Raw genomic sequence first — 18440 nt, forward strand, 5'->3', positions numbered from 1 at the left:
TTAATACCAAACTCGCCAGTCCAGTATTAAAGGTGAAAATGTCCGACAATCCTGTAAACACCAATAGCCCCGGGCGTCCCAAGGACATGGCAAAACGCCAGGCAATCCTCGAAGCGGCGAAATTCCTGTTTTTGAGCAATGGCTACGCAAGCACCAGCATGGATGCGGTGGCCCTGGAGGCCGGCGTGTCGAAGCTGACCGTCTACAGCCACTTCACCGACAAAGAGACGTTATTTACCGCCGCCGTGGTGGCCAAGTGCGAGGAGCAATTGCCGGTGATGTACTTCGAGCTGCCCGAAGGCATGCCGGTGAAGACGGTGTTGTTGAATATCGCCCGTGGGTTCCATCGGCTGATCAACAGCGAGGAATCGGTGAACCTGCACCGCCTGATGATGACCACCGGCAATCAGGACGTGAAACTCTCACAGATCTTCTTCGAAGCGGGCCCGATGCGCATGCTGCAAGGCATGGAGCGCCTGCTCGGCAAGATCAGCCAGAGCGGCGCCCTGAACATCGACAAGCCCTTTACGGCGGCTGAGCACTTCTTCTGCCTGCTCAAGGGCACGGCGAATTTTTGCCTGCTGTATGGCTGCGGCGGCCAGTTGAGCGAGGAAGCCGCCGAAGCCCATGTGCAGGAGGTGGTGGGGTTGTTTATGCGGGCGTATCGCAGAGAAGCAGCTTAAGTCTTGAGCGCTTTTTTAGGATAGATGTCATAGCGGCTGGATTTACCATCCAGCGCATGGCTTGGCTTGGGCCCTTCGATGCAGGGCGCCTTGCGCGGCCGCTTGACCACCACGCGGTGGCTGGCCAACGCCAGGGCCGCCGCCAGCAACGCCGGTGCGTCCAGGTCATCGCCGACCAAGGGCCGGAACAGGCGCATTTCTTTCTTCACCAGGGCGGTTTTCTCACGGTGGGGGAACATCGGGTCGAGGTAGATCACTTGGGGCGGCTCGCCTTGCCAGTTGAGCATCACGTCGATGGAATTGCCCTTGAGCAGCTTCATGCGCGCCACAATCGGCGCCACGTCGAAATCCTGCGCAGCACGCGCCAGGCCGTCTTCGAGCAAGGCGCCGATCAGCGGCTGGCGCTCGATCAGGCTCATGTCGCAGCCCAGGCTCGCGAGCACAAACGCGTCCTTGCCCAGCCCGGCCGTGGCGTCCAGTACCCGTGGGCGCACGCCTTGGGCGATGCCCACGGCCTTGGCGATCATCTGCCCGCTGCCACCGCCGTATAAACGCCGATGCGCGGCACCGCCCTCCACAAAGTCGACCCGCACCGGCCCCGGCGCGTCAGGCCCAAGCTGTTGCAGTTGCAGGCCGTGCTCGCCGACCTGCAGGGAAAAATCCGCCTCGGCCAGTGTTAACGGCAAGCCAAGCTGTTCAGCCCACTGCTCGGCGCGATCCTTGAAACCTTCGGTCAAGGCCTCGACCTGAATGCGGCTGACCGCTGGTTGTTCGCTCATCAATCACTACGCTCAAAAATATTAAGGATCGGCAAAAGGCGGCCGATAAAAACAACAGTCAGGTATTTTGCCAGAGCTGAGCGTCGACCGAGAAAAATGTCAGACATTCTTCCCCTAACCATCGGTGTACTGCCGACCCATAACCACTACGGCCTGCGCAATACTCAAGCGCTGGCCGGGGTGAGCCATGTGTGGCAGGACTTCTTCGCCCGGGCGCTGGCCGAGCAGCTCGGCGAAACGCCGCAGGCGCTCGCCGCCAAGACGCCTGCACCGGCGGACCCAACGGTTGAGCCGAGCGAAGGTGCGGACCTGCTGTCGCAGATCCTCACCCAACGCGAGTGCGACGTCAAAGACACCGAAATCGCCCCGCCTGAGCCGCTGTTCCTGCCGATCGCCGAGTTTGAAACCGAGTTGCTGCCACCGGCCGCCGCCCCTTTCCCGGAAGAAGAAATCGTCGCCCAGCAACGCCAGCAGAATTTTGAAAGTGGCTGGGTTCGCCCAATCGTGCTGACCGCCGGCCAGCCGGTGCCAGAGCCAGGCCCGGCGCCGCAGCCACGCCCGCTGCACTTGCCGATTGCCGAATTCGAACTGGACCTGCTGCCACCCGCCGCCACGCCGTATCCCGAAGCAGAGCTGGTGGCGCAACAGAAAGCCCTGGACTACGACTACTACTGGGCGCGCCCACTGATCGCCAACAACCTGCGCCTGGCCGCATAAGCCTCAGCGACACACCGACCATCGCCCCATGTCGAGATGAAAGTGGTTACGATGCGCGGCGTTGTAGTCCGGGCTCAACACCACGTTGAAATCATTACAAGCACCCTCGCGCACCTGACGCAGGAACCGCGCACTCTCTCCCTCCCCCGGCCAATCCTTGAGCACACTGATGCTGCGCCCGTCCGCCAGGCGAAAACCGGCGATATCCAGGGCATTCGCCGAAGCGTGCTGGCTGAGTCGCCCTTCGGCACGGTTATAGATGTTGCGACAGGCAAAGCTGCCCAGGTGATCGACCCGCGTCACCGCCTGGCCAAACACCGCCTGGGCTGCGGGCTGCAAGCTGTGGCGCTCGAACAGGGCAAACGCCACCGCCAGCCGGCAACTGGCGAGAAAGCTGCTGCTTAGCCCCACTGCGGCGCCCTGCACGCGCAACACGTTGCTCAATGGGCACGCGGCATCGGCCGGTGTATCCGCCTGATGGCTGACACGCAGGCCGGACGTTTTCAGCACCTGATCACACAGCGTTGGGTCGTCCTGCAAACGTCCCAGTTTGAAGCGGGTCAGCAGGTTCGGGCTGTCGCGCACGTCCAGCGGCGCCCACGGGTTCCATTGCGTCGGCACCGGCACCCAGCCACGCCATACCCCCAGCGCGCCTGCACCTGCGAGTAACAGCAGCGCAGCCAGCACTTTGAACATGCGCACGGCTTAGTCCTTGAAAAATTCAGTGGCCTGGCGGTACGGCATTGAACGCTCGGTGAAGGTAAAAGTGCCCGATTCATACACCTCCTGCGCCGCCCGGTAGAACTCGCCATACGCCGCCAGCGCCATGCCCGAGCCCACGCTGATGCGCTTTACCCCCATTTCGCTCAATTGCGCCACGCTGAGTTTCAGGCCGCCGGACATCAACACATTCACCGGCTTGGGTGCCACGGCCTTGACCACCGCCAGCACTTCCTCGGCGGTGCGCAGGCCGGGCGCATAGAGCACGTCGGCGCCGGCTTCGGCGTAGGCTTGCAGGCGGCGGATGGTGTCGGGCAAATCCAGGCGACCATGCAGGAGGTTTTCCGCACGGGCCGTAAGCATGAAGTGGAACGGCAGGCTGCGAGCAGCAGCCACGGCGGCTTCCACGCGCTCCACAGACAGGTCAAAGGGGTAGATCGGGTCGACGGCGATGCCAGTGGCATCTTCGATGGAACCACCGACAATCCCGCTGGTGGCGGCGCGCAGGATGGTCTGGGCGCAGCCTTCGGGGGTGTCGCTGAAGCCGTTTTCCAGATCAGCCGCCACCGGCAAGGCGGTCGCCTTCGCGATCATAGCGGCATTGACCAGGGTATCTTCCAGGGACAGCGCACCTTCGGCATCCGGGCGCCCCAGGCTGAACGCATAACCCGCGCTGGTCGTGGCCAGGGCTTCAAAGCCAAGGCTGGCGAGCATGATCGCCGAGCCAGCATCCCACGGGTTGGGCATCACGAACGCGCGGTCACGCTCATGCAGCGCCTTGAACGTTTCGGCGCGAACGGTTTGGGCATCCATGACTGACTCCTGGCGGGAAAAGGAGCCCTAGAGTAACCCCAGTTGCTCCACCGCGGGCTCCCGATGCAGGGTCGGCAGTGCCGGCAAACCGGGTAAACGCGCCATCAGTTGCTCGTGGAAACGCAGGGCCAGCTGTGCGGCGAGGCGGTTATCCGAGGTGTGCAGGAAGATATAGGGGGTGCGGCCTTCTTCGATCCAGCCGGCGATTTTTTCCACCCAAGGGACAAGGAACGGGTCGTTGGCCACCAGCTCCGGGTGGCCGATAAAACGCACCTGGGGAAACTGGGTCAGCGCCGCCGGGCGCGGAGGCACCTTGGGCTTTTTCGATTGGGCATGCAACACGGCCGCCGAGGTGGACGTGCAACTGAACAAGGCGCGGGGGTCGAGGCAGATACGTTCGACGCCACGGTCGCGCAGCAGGCGATTGAGCATGCGCTCGGCATCACCCTTGGCGAAAAATTCCGGGTGGCGTACTTCGACCGCCAAGGGCCGTTCCAATCCATCAATAAAACCGGCCAGTTCGCCCAGGCGTTGCGGCGAAAAGCTTGCCGAAAGTTGCAACCACAGCGGCGAAACGCGTTCACCCAGCGGGCTCATCAGGCCGACAAAGCTTTCTGCTGCCGGCAACTGCTCACGCAAGTCGCCACCATGGCTGATATCGCCGGGGAATTTGGCGGTGAAGCGGAAATCTTCGGGCATGATCTCGGCCCAGCGCTGCACGGTGGCGGCCGACGGTCGAGCATAGAAGGTGGTGTTGCCTTCAACAGCGTTGAAGACTTGGGAATACAGGGCGAGGTAGTCGCTGGAACGGGCATCGACGGGGTACAGGTACTCGCGCCAGGCGTTTTCGCTCCAGGACGGGCAACCGATGTAGTAAGGCAAACGCATCAGATGTGGATATCGAGGCCCAGCACTTCCATATCCCATTCGACAAAACCGGCGGTGGTCAGGTAACTGGCCAGGGCGGTAGCGACGCTTTTGCTCATGGAGCGCGGGAAGACCATATCTTGCTGGCGGGCCGGAACCCCACTGATACGGGCACCGGAGGAGCCTTGTGAATGGGACGCTGCCTCAGACTGGACTTCGATGAAGTCCGGCGAATCCTCGACGGAATCATCTACCGTGACGTTTGCCTTACGCGGCTTACGCTTGAGGGGGTAGGACTGTGAGGAAAAGCCGTCTATACGCATCGATGCGAACTCGGTATCGGTGATGGCATTTTAGTGGCGCAATCCGTAGCGCGCAAATGCTCTGGTGATAACTAGAACACATAATTTGAAAAAGGTTTAAAAACGGCGGCAAATTCTGACGATTGGCGACTTTCAGCCCAAATTGCCATCATTTTTGGCGTCAAATTATTCCGCGCTCCGCCTTGGTTTGAGCAACCTTGTCGCGTAAATACACGGGTGCCGCCTGATCCGCAGGAATCGCCTCACCTCGCTCGAATGCGAAGCGCGCCAAGGTCAGCAGGTCCTCGGCGTGAGGCAGCATTGCAGCGTCCTGGCCCACCAGCGGCACAGCAATGCGTTCGCCATACCCCCAGCCTGTGCCGGCACCGAACCATTCACCGCTGGCATCAACAGGCAATGCCGATGATTCGGGTGGCTGCACGGCTTCCGCACCCACCAGGCGCATTTCGCCGGCGGTGGCGCGGTAGCAGCCCCAATAAACTTCATCCATGCGCGCATCGATGGCCGCTGCGACTTGCTCTGCGCCGTGCTCACGCAATGCGCGCTGTGCCAGCACCGCGAGGTTGGAGACCGGCAATACCGGGCGCTCCAGCGCAAAGGCCAGGCCCTGCACCACACCAATGGCGATACGCACCCCGGTAAACGCCCCCGGGCCCCGGCCGAACGCAATGGCGTCCACGGCCGCCAGCGTGGTGCCGGCGTCTTCCAGAAGCTGCTTGATCATCGGCAACAGCTTCTGCGCGTGCAGGCGCGGGATCACCTCGTAGTGGCTGGTAACTTTGCCATCGTGCAGCAAGGCAACGGAACAAGCTTCAGTCGCGGTGTCCAGGGCCAGCAAGGTGCTCATGGGTGTATGCATCCAGATCGAAAAAAGTGCGCCAGTATAATGGCAAAACAGACAGCCTCCATAGGCTGTCCTGCGACTGACGACCGTTTCAAGCGATCGACCTCAAGGGTCAGGCAACAACCCCATCGGTCGAGCCGAATAGACTGTTGATCAATTGCGTCGCGAATAATAAGCCTCGGGCAATTCGGAGGGCGCGCAGGCCACAAGACTCTCGTTATTAATGCCGACATCTTCCACGAACGTGACCGTGGCGAATTGGTTAACCACTAACTTTGGATACGTAGGGCCCGCATCACGGTACGCACGCATGGCCTCCAGGTGTTCATTCTGGAAGAGCGCAGTTTTCTTAGGGTCCAATGCGATCCATTGTGGAAAGAAAATAACAACATGCGCCTGGCGCTCAGCAAAGTTGATCGAAACACTGACCGTGGTGCCAGTAGGTTCTTCCCAGGATATTTTGCAGACATCATCGCTGATCCGCGCCATATCCACCTGCTGGTCCCGCACCCAGCGGCCACCTACCATTCCGCTGAAGATACGATAGTCTATCGTATGGTCATTCTTGATATACATCTCATACGACCAACCTACATCGTAAGTATAAAAAACCTGTTTACCCACAAAGTGAGTCAATTGTTCCGGCCTGGTGGAATCTATATTATTAGTCACGGCATCCTTCCTACTTAGATTGAGCCGAAATACTAATAACTCTGCAAAGTTTATTACAATAAACACACCACCGCATCTTCGTCAGAAGATGTTTCCTATAGCATTAATCTTACACAGTAGTTCTACACACTATAACTACGCATAAACAACAACGGCCCGCAAGCGGGCCGTTGTTGTGAAGCTGAGGGTGAGATCAGCTCAGTGCTTGCAGTACTTTGGCGGTGATCGCTTCCACGGAGCCGACGCCAGGGATATGGCTGTACTTCGGCTTGCCCTGGGCAGCGGACAGCTTCTGGTAGAAGTCCACCAGCGGCTTGGTCTGGGAATGGTAGACCGACAGGCGATGACGCACGGTTTCTTCGGTGTCGTCCTTGCGCTGCACCAGGTCTTCGCCGGTTACATCGTCCTTGCCGGCCACTTTCGGCGGGTTGTAGACGATGTGGTACACGCGGCCCGAGCCTTCGTGAACGCGACGACCGGCGATACGCTGAACGATTTCTTCGTCTTCAACGGCGATTTCAACCACGGCGTCCAGCTCGACACCGGCCGTCACCAGGGCTTCCGCCTGGGGAATAGTGCGTGGGAAACCGTCGAACAGGAAACCATTGGCGCAGTCTGGCTGCGCGATACGGTCCTGGACCAGCGCGATGATCAGGTCATCGGACACCAGGCCACCGGCATCCATGATGCTTTTGGCTTTAACGCCCAACTCGGTGCCTGCTTTTACCGCAGCGCGCAGCATGTCACCGGTGGAGATTTGTGGAATGCCGAATTTTTCAGTGATGAACTTTGCCTGAGTACCTTTACCGGCCCCGGGAGCTCCCAGCAGAATGACGCGCATCGATGTGCTCCTCAATTTTTTATAGAGATGACGCTCGGATTCGCCGCGTGGGGCCAATCTCGTAAAAATATGGCTCTTAAAAATGTGAGCCGAGGCCGCCCAAACGGCCAAAGGCTGATCAAGATACACAGCGGGCCTTAAGCACACAAGCCGCCGAAAGTCGCAGGAACCCGCGCCGTGCATGCGTCATAGGTAGGGTGTGCCTGGGTGCAACCCGACCCCGCAAACGCCAACCGCCCTTTTCAGGGCGGCCGTCGTGGTTTGGTGCAAGCCTTTGAGAACATGCAAAAAATCTTATCCGGTGTTGCGCAAACCGGCCGCAATACCGGCCACGGACACCAGCAGCGCCTGTTCCAGAGGGCTGTCCTGCGCCGCTTCCTGCTGGCGCGACCGCGCCAGCAACTCCGCCTGCAGCAGGTGCAAGGGGTCGAGGTAGGTGTTGCGCAGGCGGATAAACTCCAGGGTGTCGGGGCTATGGGCCAGCAGTTGCGACTGACCGGTCAGGCCAAGCACCACACTGCATGCCTGCGACAATAGGTCGCGTAAGTGCGCACCCAATGGCAGCAGGTCGGGCTGCACGAGGCGCTCGTCATAGAGGCGAGCGATATCGGCATCAGCCTTGGCCAGCACCATTTCCAGCATGTCGATGCGGGTTCGGAAGAACGGCCACTGCTCGCGCATCTGCCCCAGCAGCTCGCCTTCGCCGCGCTCCAGGGCCTTGCTCAACGCCGCTTCCCAGCCGAGCCAGGCCGGCAGCATCAGACGCGTCTGGGTCCAGCCGAAGATCCACGGGATCGCCCGCAAACTCTCGATACCGCCCGCACGACGCTTGGCCGGGCGGCTGCCCAGGGCAAGCGGCCCAATTCCTGCTCCGGCGTGGACTGGCGGAAATATTCGACGAATTGCGGATTTTCCCGCACCACGGCGCGGTAAGCGCTGACACCATCCGCCGCCAATTCGTCCATCAAATGGCGCCAGGCCGGCTCCGGCGGCGGCGGTGGCAACAAGGTCGCCTCCAATACTGCCGCCAGGTAGAGGTTGAGGTTCTGCTCGGCGATATCCGGCAGGCCAAATTTGAAGCGAATCATCTCGCCCTGTTCGGTGGTCCGGAAACGCCCCGCCACCGAGCCCGGCGGCTGCGACAGGATCGCCGCGTGGGCCGGGCCGCCGCCACGTCCGACGGTGCCGCCGCGACCATGGAACAACAGCAGTTCCACCTGTTGCTCGCGGCAAATATCCACCAGGCGTTCCTGGGCCCGGTACTGCGCCCAGGCCGCAGCGGTGGTGCCCGCGTCCTTGGCCGAATCCGAATAGCCGATCATCACTTCCTGCGGGCCCTGCAACCGCACCCGGTAGCCCGGCAGTTGCAACAGGCGCTCCATCACCGGCCCGGCGTTATCCAGGTCGGCCAGGGTTTCAAACAGCGGCACCACGCGCATCGGCCGTTGCACGCCCGACTCTTTAAGCAGCAGTTGCACGGCCAGCACGTCCGACGCGGCGCCCGCCATGGAGATCACATACGAACCCAGCGACGCGGCTGGCGCGGCGGCGATTTCCTTGCAGGTATTCAAGACCTCGGCGGTGTCGGCCGAGGGTTTGAAATAGCCTGGCAGCAAGGGGCGACGATTCGCCAGTTCCTGGGTCAGGAAGCTGATACGTGCGTCTTCGTCCCAGTCCTCATAACGACCGAGCCCCAGGTAATCGGTGATTTCGGTCATGGCCGCCGAATGCCGGCTGGAATCCTGACGCACATCCAGGCGCACCAGGAACAGGCCGAAAGTCACGGCACGACGCAGGCAATCCAGCAGCGGGCCATCGGCAATCACGCCCATGCCGCACTCGTGCAGCGACGTGTAACACAGCTCCAGTGGGTCCAGCAGGTCGCGGTTGTTCTGCAACACCTCGGCAGGCGCCGGGGTGGCGCTGGTCAACGAGGTGTGGGCCCATTGGCGAGTGGCACGCAGGCGTTCGCGCAACTGCTTGAGCAGCGCACGATAGGGTTCAACACTGTCGCCGACCTTGGCCTGCAACGCCGCACTGGCGTGCTGCATCGACAGCTCGGAGGCCAGGTGATCGATATCGCGCAAGTACAAATCGGCGGCCATCCAGCGCGCCAGCAACAGCACCTCGCGGGTGACCGGTGCGGTGACATTCGGGTTGCCATCGCGGTCGCCGCCCATCCACGACGCAAAGCGAATGGGCGCGGCTTCCAGCGGCAGGTGCAGGCCGGTGGCGGCGTGCAACGCCTGGTCGGCCTTGCGCAAGTAATTGGGGATTGCATGCCACAGGGAATGCTCGATCACCGCAAAGCCCCATTTGGCCTCATCCACCGGGGTGGGCCGGGTGCGGCGGATTTCTTCGGTGTGCCAGGCTTCGGCGATCAGCCGTTGCAGGCGCTGGCGGATCTGCTCGCGCTCGGCCGTGGTCAGGTCGCGGTGGTCCTGCAGCGCCAGTTGCGCGGCAATCGCATCGTATTTCTGGATCAGGGTGCGGCGCGCCACTTCGGTGGGGTGGGCGGTGAGGACCAGCTCGATCTCCAGGCGCCCCAACTGGCGGGCCAGGGATTCGTTGCTGTGGCCCTCGCTTTGCAGGCGGGCAAGCAACTGCGGCAACACACGGGCCTCGAACGGCGCCGGTTGCGATTCATCGCGCCGGTGAATCAACTGATATTGCTCGGCGATGTTGGCCAGGTTCAGAAACTGGTTGAAGGCCCGGGCCACCGGCAGCAGTTCGTCTTCCTGCAACTGATTGAGGCTGGCGCTCAGTTCGTCGCCGGCGGCTTTCTCGGGGATGGCTCCGCGGCGGTCAGCCTTGGCGCCTTTGCGGATCTGCTCGATCTTGTCGAGAAAAGCATCGCCGTACTGCTCTCGAATGGTGTTGCCCAACAGCTCACCCAGCAGGTGAACATCCTCACGCAAGCGTGCATCGATATCACTCATCAGCCAATCTCCAGCCAGAAATCCGGGACGCGCAGGCTTTGCAGAGTGCCGTCAGCATGAGTTTCTGACAAGACTTTAAACCTTGCGAGTTGCAGCTAGTCTCAACATTGAGTCGCCGCGTTTATCCACGCAGGCGGCTGGTCACTCATCACCGCCTGCCATCCCGGGCTTTATTGAGGTTGCCATGAAAATCAGAGAACTGGCCCAGCATTGGGAAGAGAACGCCAAGGGTCGCCTGACCAAAACCGAGTACGCCATCCACCTGGACGTGGAAGCTGCCGCAAGGCTTGCGGCCATCGCCGAGATGTACCCCAAGCGCAGCACGGAAGAACTGCTCGGCGAACTGATCGGTGCCGCCCTTGAAGAGCTGGAAGCCAGCTTTCCCTACATCAAGGGGCAACAGGTGGTTGCTACCGATGAAGAAGGCGACCCGCTGTACGAAGACGTCGGCCCTACCCCACGTTTTCTAACGTTGTCGCGACGCTATCTGCATGATATGTCGCGCAGTGCCGACGAACAAAAACACTGACACCTCCCCACCAAACCCTTGTAATCCGGGCCTTGCACAGGCCCGGATTACCGCTGCGCACAGCAAAAGTTCCAAGTTTTTAACGCTGACCATTCAGTCAGTTATTTTTTTAGGCAAATCGCCATCTCTTCTGAACTTTTGAAAAAAGCCTCCGGTCACAGCCAGTAAGCCATCACTTGGAACGGCCGTTTGAACGGGTACTTGGCGCTTTGCCGCAGGGGCCCTCACCGCTGACCAGTGACATGGATTTTGATGTTTTCCAGGAGTTACCCAATGGAGTTGAAGACGATGAAGACCAGCACTGCCAAATCCTCGTTTAACCACCTGCGCGGGCTGAAATTGGCCGCGCTGGCAATCGGCACCAGCTTCGTTTTGGCTGGCTGCGCCGGCAACCCTCCGACCGAGCAATACGCCGTGACCCAATCGGCAGTAAACAGCGCGGTCAGCGCCGGCGGTACCGAGTACGCAGCAGTAGAAATGAAGTCGGCTCAGGACAAGCTCAAGCAAGCCGAGATTGCCATGCACGACAAGAACTACGACGAAGCCCGTCGCCTGGCCGAACAAGCCGAGTGGGACGCTCGTGTTGCTGAGCGTAAATCCCAGGCTGCCAAAGCCGAACAGGCTGTGAAAGATTCCCAGAAGGCTGTTGACGAGCTGCGTCAGGAAGGCATGCGCCCGGCTGCTATCCAGCAGAAATAAACCGCGCCCCTTGACTGAATCGCACTTGATATCGAATTGAAAGGACGACACGACTATGCGTAAACAATTGATGATCCCTGCCCTGCTGGCGATGAGCGTTGCCTTGGCGGCCTGCTCCACCCCGCCGAACGCGAACCTGGAAAATGCGCGGACCAACTACTCGTCCCTGCAAACCAACCCGCAAGCTACCAAGCTCGCGGCACTGGAAACCAAGGATGCCAGCGACTGGCTGGACAAGGCCGACAAAGCCTACCGCGATAAGGAAGACGAGAAGAAAGTCGACCAGTTGGCCTACCTGACTAACCAGCGCGTTGAAGTGGCCAAAGACACCATCGTGCTGCGTGAATCCGAAGCCAAGCTGAAAAATGCCGGCGACGAACGTGCCCGTGCACTGCTGCAGGCCCGTGACGCGCAGATCAAGCAGCTGCAAGACAGCTTGAACGCCAAGCAAACCGATCGCGGTACCCTGGTGACCTTTGGTGACGTGCTGTTCGCCACCAACAAGTCCGACCTGAAATCCAGCGGCCTGGTGAACATAACCAAGCTGGCGCAGTTCCTGCGTGACAACCCGGACCGTAAAGTGATTGTCGAAGGCTACACCGACAGCACCGGTTCCGACTCGTACAACCAGAGCCTGTCGGAGCGCCGTGCGGCTTCCGTGCAGCGTGCACTGGCCCAGCAAGGCGTGGACATTTCGCGCATCGTGACCCAGGGCTATGGCAAGGAATACCCGGTTGCCGATAACGGCAGCGTGTCGGGCCGCGCCATGAACCGTCGCGTTGAAGTGACCATTTCCAACGACAACCAGCCGGTTAAACCACGTTCTTCCATGGCTAACTGATTGATTGACGTGTAATAAAAAACCCACCTTATGGTGGGTTTTTTATTTACACGGTACTGGTGTCGATTTTACTGCTGTTGTCCTTCGGCATGCCTGATGCCATGTCTGGACCGTCCTTCTTATCGATAGCGCTCAGCATCATTTCCAGTTTTTTCAGCGGGTCCATATCGTCTTGTTGCCCGCCACCCCCAGCGCCCTTGGATCCCTGCCCGCCGCCTTTCTCGCCTATGCCCTTTTCGGCGTTCATCTGTTCCATAATCTTGCTAATCGCCTGCATACCCGCTTGCAGCGCCATATCCATACCCGGAATTGCCATGGCCATCCACTCCTAAATTCGCTACACATAAGTTGGTGTCAGCAACGCTGACAACCCTTTCAGTGGCGTCTTACGGGAGACGGTTCCAAATATTTCCTGAGTGGTTCAACTTGATACGGTACGGGTTAATCCTGCAGCTGCGGTGTTTCCTGGCCCAGGCAGCGCACAGCCTGCTTCTTGTTGTTGACCAGCACGCCGCTGAGGCCTTTCTGCTCGGTATCGAACATCACCAGCACCCCATCGACGCACTGCGCCACTTGCGCGGCCGGCGTCAGGGAAATTTTGTAGTCCTCGCCGGGTACGGTCTTGAGCAGGGTGAAGTCGCTGAGCAATAGCGCGTCTTCCGGTTTGGCGAAGTGCAGGTAGCCGTAGTACCAAAGGCAACCGACGGTACCGATGATGGTGCCGATGCCGGTGAGGATCAGCGGGATCATGTTGCGTTCTTCGCTCATTGCGGGCTCTCTGATGGATCAACTTTAGGAATCGGGTAATTCGGGATTTCGCCCAGGCGGCGCAGGCCGTTGAAGTGCTGCGGGTCGTCCAGATAACGCAGCATCACGGTCTGCCAGGTCTTGTCGGCAAAGGTCTGCACATGGCCCCCACGGGTCAACTGCAACACCCGTGGTGGCGGCGCGGCCTGGTACAGGCGGATACCATTGGCAACCGGCACAATCGGGTCATCGAGGCTGTGGAACAGCAGCTTCGGCACGCCCGTCAGCCGGGGCATGGCATTGATCGCACTGTCGGCGTCCGGCACCAGCCAGGACAATGGCACCTGAAACGGCCATGTTAACCAGGAGGTGCTCAGGGCGAATTGTCCTACGTCACGATAACTGGCGGGCACGCCGTCGAGTACCAGGGCCTTGAGTCGGGATTGGCGCTCCGGGTGGGCCGCCAGGTAATGCACCGCCAGTGCGCCACCCAGGCTCTGGCCGAGCACGATCAACGGCTGGCCCTGGGTTTCGGGGGCCTTGTCGATCCAGCTGAACGCCGCGTCCACATCCTGATAGACCGCCGGCAACGACGGCTTGCCTTCAGACAGGCCATAACCGCGATAGTCCAGCAGCAGCACTTGATAACCTTGCTCCGGCAACCACCAACTGCCGCCCAGGTGCCACGCCAGGTTGCCGCCGTTGCCGTGCAAGTGCAGCACGGTGCCTTTGAGCGGCACGCCTGCTTTTACCGGCAGCCACCAGGCGTGAAGTTTTACCCCGTCGGCGGTGGTCAGGGTGACGTCACGGTAGGCCAGGTGAGCTTTTTCAGGCGTAAACGGCAGGCCGGGTTCGGGGTAGAACAGCAAGGAGCTGCAGCCGTTCAAAGTGAGTAGCAGGCAAAGAATGCCGAGGATTCTCATCCGTTGAAGCCTCGTGAATGGTTTGGAAAACGATCTTACAGGCTAGGGAGATCAAATGTGGGAGCGGGCTTGCTCGCGAATACGGTGGGTCAGCCGACACATTGGTTGACTGACACACCGCATTCGCGAGCAAGCCCGCTCCCACATTTTTGATCCGGTTTCGCCCGGAAAATCCATTTAAAGAATATTCGAGTAATCCGCCTCGATCCGGTCCAGGCTCAAGTGGTTGAGAAAGTTGGAGAAGCACATCCACGCCGCCAGTGCGTTCATGTCGCGAAACTGCTCCGGCAGGTACTTGGGCGGCACCACCAGGCCCTCGTCCACCAGTTGGCGCAGGGTGCGCATGTCTTCCAGGGTGGTCTTGCCGCAAAACAGCAGCGGCACTTGTTCCAGCTTGCCTTTGCGCACGGCGAGCTGGATGTAGTTGTAGACCATGATAAAGCCCTTGAGGTAGGACAGGTCCTTGGTAAACGGCAGACCGGTCGGCGTCGACCCACGGAATACGCGGCTGGCGTTGCCGTAGCTTTCGGCAACTTCAAAGCCTTGCTCGCGGAAGAACTCAAATACCTGCAGGAAGTCGGCGCCCTCCTCCACCATATGGATGGCGCGGGTGCGGTTGGTGAGTTTGCGCAGGCGGCTCGGGTAGGAGGCGAAGGTGATGATCTCCATCAGAATCGCCAGGCCCTCCTGGGTCACGGTGGACGACGGCGGGCCCTTGGACAGGAAGGTGCAGATCGGCTGGTTCTGGCCATTGAGCGTGGTGCCCACATGCACCAGGCCCTCGTGCACTTCCAGCGCACGCACATCGCGGTCGTTGAACATCGCGTCGGCGCGGATCTTGATGTAGTCGGCGCCCGCTGCCGCGTCGGCGACGATACCGTCGGACTCAAACACACGAATGGTCTCTTCGGCCTCGCCAAACACTTTGTTCAGACGGGTTTGCAGCAGGGCCACGGCGTCCTTGGCGGTGAGGGTCTTGGCTTCGTCCTTGAGGTCGCCACGGCCGTCGATATTGTTCAGGTAGTCGGACAGCATCAGGCCCAGGTCGGCCAGGGTCGGGTCGCCGGCGTGAAACGCATCGGAAGCGGCGCCGTACAGTTCCTGGGAGATCAGGCCGAAGTCTTCGGTACCTCGCGCCTCGAGCATGCGCACCACCATGCGGTATTCGCGGCACATGCGGCGCATGATCTGGCCCACCGGGCTGAACTGGCCGAGGCGGCGGGTGATGTCACGCTCGATATTCTGAAACTCCAGCTTCACCGCGCTGGAGTCGAACGACAGCGGCCGGTGGAGGTAGTAATCGCGATCCACGGCGGGCATTTCCTTGCCCTTGGCCTTGAGAAATCCTTGGCGAATACTCTCGTCCCACTTTACGGCGTCGAGGACGCGAATCGGTGTTTGCGCCAGCACAATGCGATCAGACAAGGTGCGTATCGTCTGCTGGTAATCGTCCACCCGGTGCTTCCTCTTTAAACGTTATTTGCCCGCACGCCGGTAGCGCACGGCTTCAACGAACACATCGGCATTGGCCGGGTCATCCAGGTAGGCAAATACCTGGTTCATCGGGCTATCGATCAACACCCCGTCGCCTTCGACGGTTTCCACGGTATGGCCGCGCAGCGACTTCTGGCCGATGGCTTGGTGGATTTGCTCCAGGTCCAGGTTGTAGACCACCAATTCGTGTGTTTCGTCGATCTCAAATCCCGCCAGGATGAAATGCCCACCCAGCTTGGCCGGCAACGGCGCCGACAAATACCAGCGACTGCCATGGCGTGACACCGTAAACAGGTACTCATCGCGCTGGCCCGGCTTGGCTGTAGGGTAGCTCACGGCTTTGTATTGGTGGTTGCCCGCACGGGTGATCTGCAGGTTGAGCGGCTCACCCCAGGCGTTTTTGCTGGCCCATTGGCCCAGCAACCCATCGGGCGCCGCCTCGCGGGCGGGCAGCGGGTCCTTGAAGGTCACCAGGCAACCGCTGAGCAGCAGGAACGACAAGGCAATTACCGCAACACGCCAGGTTTTCATCACATTCCCCGTCAGGTGTGGGAGCTGGCTTGCCTGCGACAGCATCACCTCGGTTTACCTGAAACATCGAGGTGCCTGTATCGCAGGCAAGCCAGCTCCCACATAAAGCAGATAGCACATAGGCGTGGCTAGACCGAGGCCAACACCAAATGCATGTAGCGCTTGAGGATCTCAAGCATCTCGTCGGCGGTCAGAGGCTCTGCGCCGCCCAACAGGCCCTGATATTCCATCCGACCGATTATCGCCGTCAACACTTTGGCATCCTGTTGCGGCTCGCGGGAGCCCAATACCTGAAAAAACTGCCCCGTGCCCTGCAACAGGATCTGCTGGTGGGAGCGCACCAGTTCAGCCAGACGCGGGTTAAGCAAGGCTTCCTGGCGAAACGCCTGCTCGGCCATCAGGTGTTCGCGACGGTTGGCCAGTTGGCGCATCACATAATCGGCGGTCAGCCGCGCAATATCATCGGCCAATTGCGAACGCGACGCCGGGCTGCCGTCGCCATAGGCGACCATCTCACGCAGCAGGCCCTCGTTGCGCACCCACAGCTTGCCCATAAAGGCGGCGCTGCGTTCCACGTATTGGGCGAAGGTGTCGGTGAGCAGGTCATCGATATCCTTGAAGTAATAGGTGGTGGCCGACAACGGCACCCCCGCCTCGGCCGCCACCGCCCGATGGCGCACGGCCCGCACGCCATCGCGCACCACGATGCGCATGGCCGCGTCGAGAATATCTTGCCTGCGTTGCTCGCTGCCCCGACGACTGGCCTTGCGGCCCTGGTACTGGACGCTTTCAGCCACGGCAGCGGCAATGCCGGCGGCGCCTTCTTGAGCGGTTACGCGGTTCACGACTCACATCCTTGAATAGATCAAAACCTGGCGCTGTTTGCTTGACGCTTAAAAACGCCACATAAAAAAGCCGCCTTATAAAAGGCGGCTTCGGATTTCGCTACGCTTACGCTTGTGGCCGCATATGCGGGAACAAGATCACGTCGCGGATCGACGGCGAGTTGGTCAACAACATCACCAGACGGTCGATGCCGATACCTTCACCTGCGGTCGGCGGCATGCCGTATTCCAGGGCACGGACGAAGTCGGCGTCGTAGTGCATGGCTTCGTCGTCACCGGCGTCCTTGTCGGCCACCTGGGCCATGAAGCGCTCGGCCTGATCTTCCGCGTCGTTAAGCTCGGAGTAGGCGTTGGCGATTTCGCGACCACCGATAAACAGCTCGAAACGGTCGGTGACGTTCGGGTTGTCGTCGTTGCGACGGGCCAGCGGCGACACTTCGAACGGGTACTGGGTAATGAAGTGCGGCTGCTCCAGCTTGTGCTCCACCAGCTCTTCGAAAATCATCACCTGCAGTTTGCCCAGGCCTTCAAAACCCAGGACCTTGGCCCCGGCTTTCTTGGCGATGGCACGGGCCTTGTCGATGTCGTTCAGGTCGTCAGCCGTCAGCTCAGGGTTGTACTTGAGGATCGAGTCGAACACCGACAGACGCACGAACGGCTCGCCGAAGTGGAACACCTTGTCGCCGTACGGCACGTCGGTGCTGCCCAGGACCAGCTGCGCCAGTTCGCGGAACAGTTCTTCGGTGAGGTCCATGTTGTCTTCGTAGTCGGCGTAAGCCTGGTAGAACTCCAACATGGTGAATTCAGGGTTGTGACGGGTCGAGACGCCTTCGTTACGGAAGTTGCGGTTGATCTCGAAGACCTTTTCAAACCCGCCAACCACCAGGCGCTTGAGGTACAGCTCCGGCGCAATGCGCAGGAACATTTCCAGGTCCAGCGCATTGTGGTGAGTTTCAAACGGCTTGGCTGCGGCACCACCGGGGATGGTTTGCAGCATCGGGGTTTCGACTTCCAGGAAGTCACGCGCCATCAGAAAGCTGCGGATGTGCGCGATGACTTGCGAACGCACGCGGAAGGTCTGGCGCACCTCTTCGTTGACGATCAGGTCAACGTAGCGCTGGCGGTAACGCTGTTCGGTGTCGGTCAGGCCGTGGTGCTTGTCCGGCAGCGGGCGCAGCGACTTGGTCAGCAGGCGCACGCTGGTCATTTCAACGTACAGGTCGCCTTTGCCGGAACGCGCCAGGGTACCTTCGGCGGCAATGATGTCGCCCATGTCCCAGGTTTTCACCGAGGCCAGGGTTTCTTCGGACAGGGTTTTACGGTTGACATAAACCTGGATGCGACCGGTCATGTCCTGGATCACCATGAACGAGCCACGGTTGAGCATGATGCGACCGGCAACCTTGACCGGGATTGCAGCCTCTGCCAACTCTTCCTTGGTCTTGTCCGCGTACTGTTTCTGCAAGTCATCGCAGTAGTTTTCACGGCGGAAGTCGTTCGGGAAGGCGTTGCCCTTGGCGCGCTCGGCAGCAAGCTTTTCCTTGCGCAGGGCGATCAGGGAGTTTTCTTCCTGTTGCAGGGCCTGGTCGAGTTGTTGGTCGCTCATGTCTTTAAATTTTCCATCAGGTTCGTT

General features: G+C 60.3%; 20 protein-coding genes and 1 pseudogene. 5 read left to right on the plus strand and 16 right to left on the minus strand.

Annotation, left to right across the window (positions count from 1 at the left end; translation table 11 throughout):
* Positions 1-38 precede the first annotated feature (38 nt).
* On the plus strand, positions 39-683 hold the full coding sequence (locus tag LRS56_20200) for a TetR/AcrR family transcriptional regulator (protein ID WDU61153.1): 645 nt from the start codon (positions 39-41) through the stop codon (positions 681-683).
* Here LRS56_20200 and LRS56_20205 read toward each other — a convergent pair.
* Positions 680-1462, minus strand: a complete 783-nt coding sequence (locus tag LRS56_20205; protein ID WDU61154.1) for a class I SAM-dependent methyltransferase — start codon at positions 1460-1462, stop codon at positions 680-682. The genes LRS56_20200 and LRS56_20205 overlap by 4 nt on opposite strands.
* A gap of 96 nt (positions 1463-1558) precedes the next feature.
* On the opposite strand from LRS56_20205, the gene LRS56_20210 reads away from it, so the two are divergent.
* Positions 1559-2179, plus strand: coding sequence for an energy transducer TonB (locus tag LRS56_20210; protein ID WDU61155.1), 621 nt, complete (start codon positions 1559-1561; stop codon positions 2177-2179).
* A 3-nt stretch (positions 2180-2182) separates the two neighbouring features.
* Here LRS56_20210 and LRS56_20215 read toward each other — a convergent pair whose 3' ends face one another.
* The 8 genes and pseudogenes from LRS56_20215 to ppc all read right to left on the minus strand — a co-directional run bounded on the left by LRS56_20215 (position 2183) and on the right by ppc (position 10198).
* Positions 2183-2881 (minus strand): extensin family protein, encoded by a 699-nt coding sequence (locus LRS56_20215; protein ID WDU61156.1) that lies wholly within the window; start codon positions 2879-2881, stop codon positions 2183-2185.
* 3 nt (positions 2882-2884) lie between these two features.
* On the minus strand, positions 2885-3712 hold the full coding sequence (locus tag LRS56_20220) for an isocitrate lyase/phosphoenolpyruvate mutase family protein (protein ID WDU61157.1): 828 nt from the start codon (positions 3710-3712) through the stop codon (positions 2885-2887).
* 27 nt (positions 3713-3739) lie between these two features.
* Positions 3740-4600 (minus strand): DUF72 domain-containing protein, encoded by an 861-nt coding sequence (locus LRS56_20225; GenBank protein ID WDU61158.1) that lies wholly within the window; start codon positions 4598-4600, stop codon positions 3740-3742.
* Entirely contained in the window at positions 4600-4902 is a 303-nt protein-coding gene (locus tag LRS56_20230) for a hypothetical protein (protein WDU61159.1), read from the minus strand. The genes LRS56_20225 and LRS56_20230 overlap by 1 nt, the downstream gene beginning before the upstream one ends.
* Positions 4903-5062: 160 nt before the next feature.
* On the minus strand, positions 5063-5749 hold the full coding sequence (tsaB, locus tag LRS56_20235; GenBank protein WDU61160.1) for a tRNA (adenosine(37)-N6)-threonylcarbamoyltransferase complex dimerization subunit type 1 TsaB: 687 nt from the start codon (positions 5747-5749) through the stop codon (positions 5063-5065).
* 150 nt (positions 5750-5899) lie between these two features.
* On the minus strand, positions 5900-6418 hold the full coding sequence (locus LRS56_20240; GenBank protein ID WDU61161.1) for a phenolic acid decarboxylase: 519 nt from the start codon (positions 6416-6418) through the stop codon (positions 5900-5902).
* 193 nt (positions 6419-6611) lie between these two features.
* Positions 6612-7259: an adenylate kinase gene (adk, locus tag LRS56_20245; GenBank protein ID WDU61162.1), complete on the minus strand. Its 648-nt coding sequence runs from the start codon at positions 7257-7259 to the stop codon at positions 6612-6614.
* A gap of 294 nt (positions 7260-7553) precedes the next feature.
* A pseudogene (ppc, locus tag LRS56_20250) lies at positions 7554-10198 on the minus strand (phosphoenolpyruvate carboxylase).
* A gap of 184 nt (positions 10199-10382) precedes the next feature.
* Between ppc and LRS56_20255 the strand changes: the two are divergent.
* From LRS56_20255 to LRS56_20265, 3 genes are all read left to right on the plus strand, one after another.
* Positions 10383-10727, plus strand: a complete 345-nt coding sequence (locus LRS56_20255; protein ID WDU61163.1) for a pilin assembly protein — start codon at positions 10383-10385, stop codon at positions 10725-10727.
* Positions 10728-11015: 288 nt separating this feature from the next.
* Positions 11016-11426 (plus strand): DUF4398 domain-containing protein, encoded by a 411-nt coding sequence (locus LRS56_20260; GenBank protein WDU61164.1) that lies wholly within the window; start codon positions 11016-11018, stop codon positions 11424-11426.
* A 55-nt stretch (positions 11427-11481) separates the two neighbouring features.
* Positions 11482-12267, plus strand: coding sequence for an OmpA family protein (locus LRS56_20265; protein ID WDU61165.1), 786 nt, complete (start codon positions 11482-11484; stop codon positions 12265-12267).
* Between the two features lie 46 nt (positions 12268-12313).
* Here the strand turns inward: LRS56_20265 and LRS56_20270 are convergent, their stop codons facing one another.
* From LRS56_20270 to lysS, 7 genes are all read right to left on the minus strand, one after another.
* Entirely contained in the window at positions 12314-12583 is a 270-nt protein-coding gene (locus tag LRS56_20270) for a hypothetical protein (protein ID WDU61166.1), read from the minus strand.
* A gap of 125 nt (positions 12584-12708) precedes the next feature.
* A complete protein-coding gene (locus LRS56_20275; GenBank protein ID WDU61167.1) occupies positions 12709-13035 on the minus strand; it encodes a hypothetical protein in 327 nt (108 codons plus the stop codon).
* On the minus strand, positions 13032-13937 hold the full coding sequence (locus LRS56_20280) for an alpha/beta hydrolase (GenBank protein ID WDU61168.1): 906 nt from the start codon (positions 13935-13937) through the stop codon (positions 13032-13034). The genes LRS56_20275 and LRS56_20280 overlap by 4 nt, the downstream gene beginning before the upstream one ends.
* A 177-nt stretch (positions 13938-14114) precedes the next feature.
* Positions 14115-15392, minus strand: coding sequence for a flavohemoglobin expression-modulating QEGLA motif protein (locus tag LRS56_20285; GenBank protein WDU61169.1), 1278 nt, complete (start codon positions 15390-15392; stop codon positions 14115-14117).
* 21 nt (positions 15393-15413) lie between these two features.
* Complete coding sequence (locus LRS56_20290) at positions 15414-15962, minus strand: hypothetical protein (GenBank protein WDU61170.1); 549 nt, start codon at positions 15960-15962, stop codon at positions 15414-15416.
* Positions 15963-16090: 128 nt separating this feature from the next.
* Positions 16091-16807: a TetR family transcriptional regulator gene (locus LRS56_20295; protein WDU61171.1), complete on the minus strand. Its 717-nt coding sequence runs from the start codon at positions 16805-16807 to the stop codon at positions 16091-16093.
* Positions 16808-16913: 106 nt separating this feature from the next.
* Positions 16914-18413, minus strand: coding sequence for a lysine--tRNA ligase (gene lysS / locus LRS56_20300; GenBank protein ID WDU61172.1), 1500 nt, complete (start codon positions 18411-18413; stop codon positions 16914-16916).
* Positions 18414-18440 lie beyond the last annotated feature (27 nt).

The sequence above is a fragment of the Pseudomonas poae genome, from assembly GCA_028869255.1.
Taxonomy (GTDB): Bacteria; Pseudomonadota; Gammaproteobacteria; order Pseudomonadales; family Pseudomonadaceae; genus Aquipseudomonas; species Aquipseudomonas poae_C.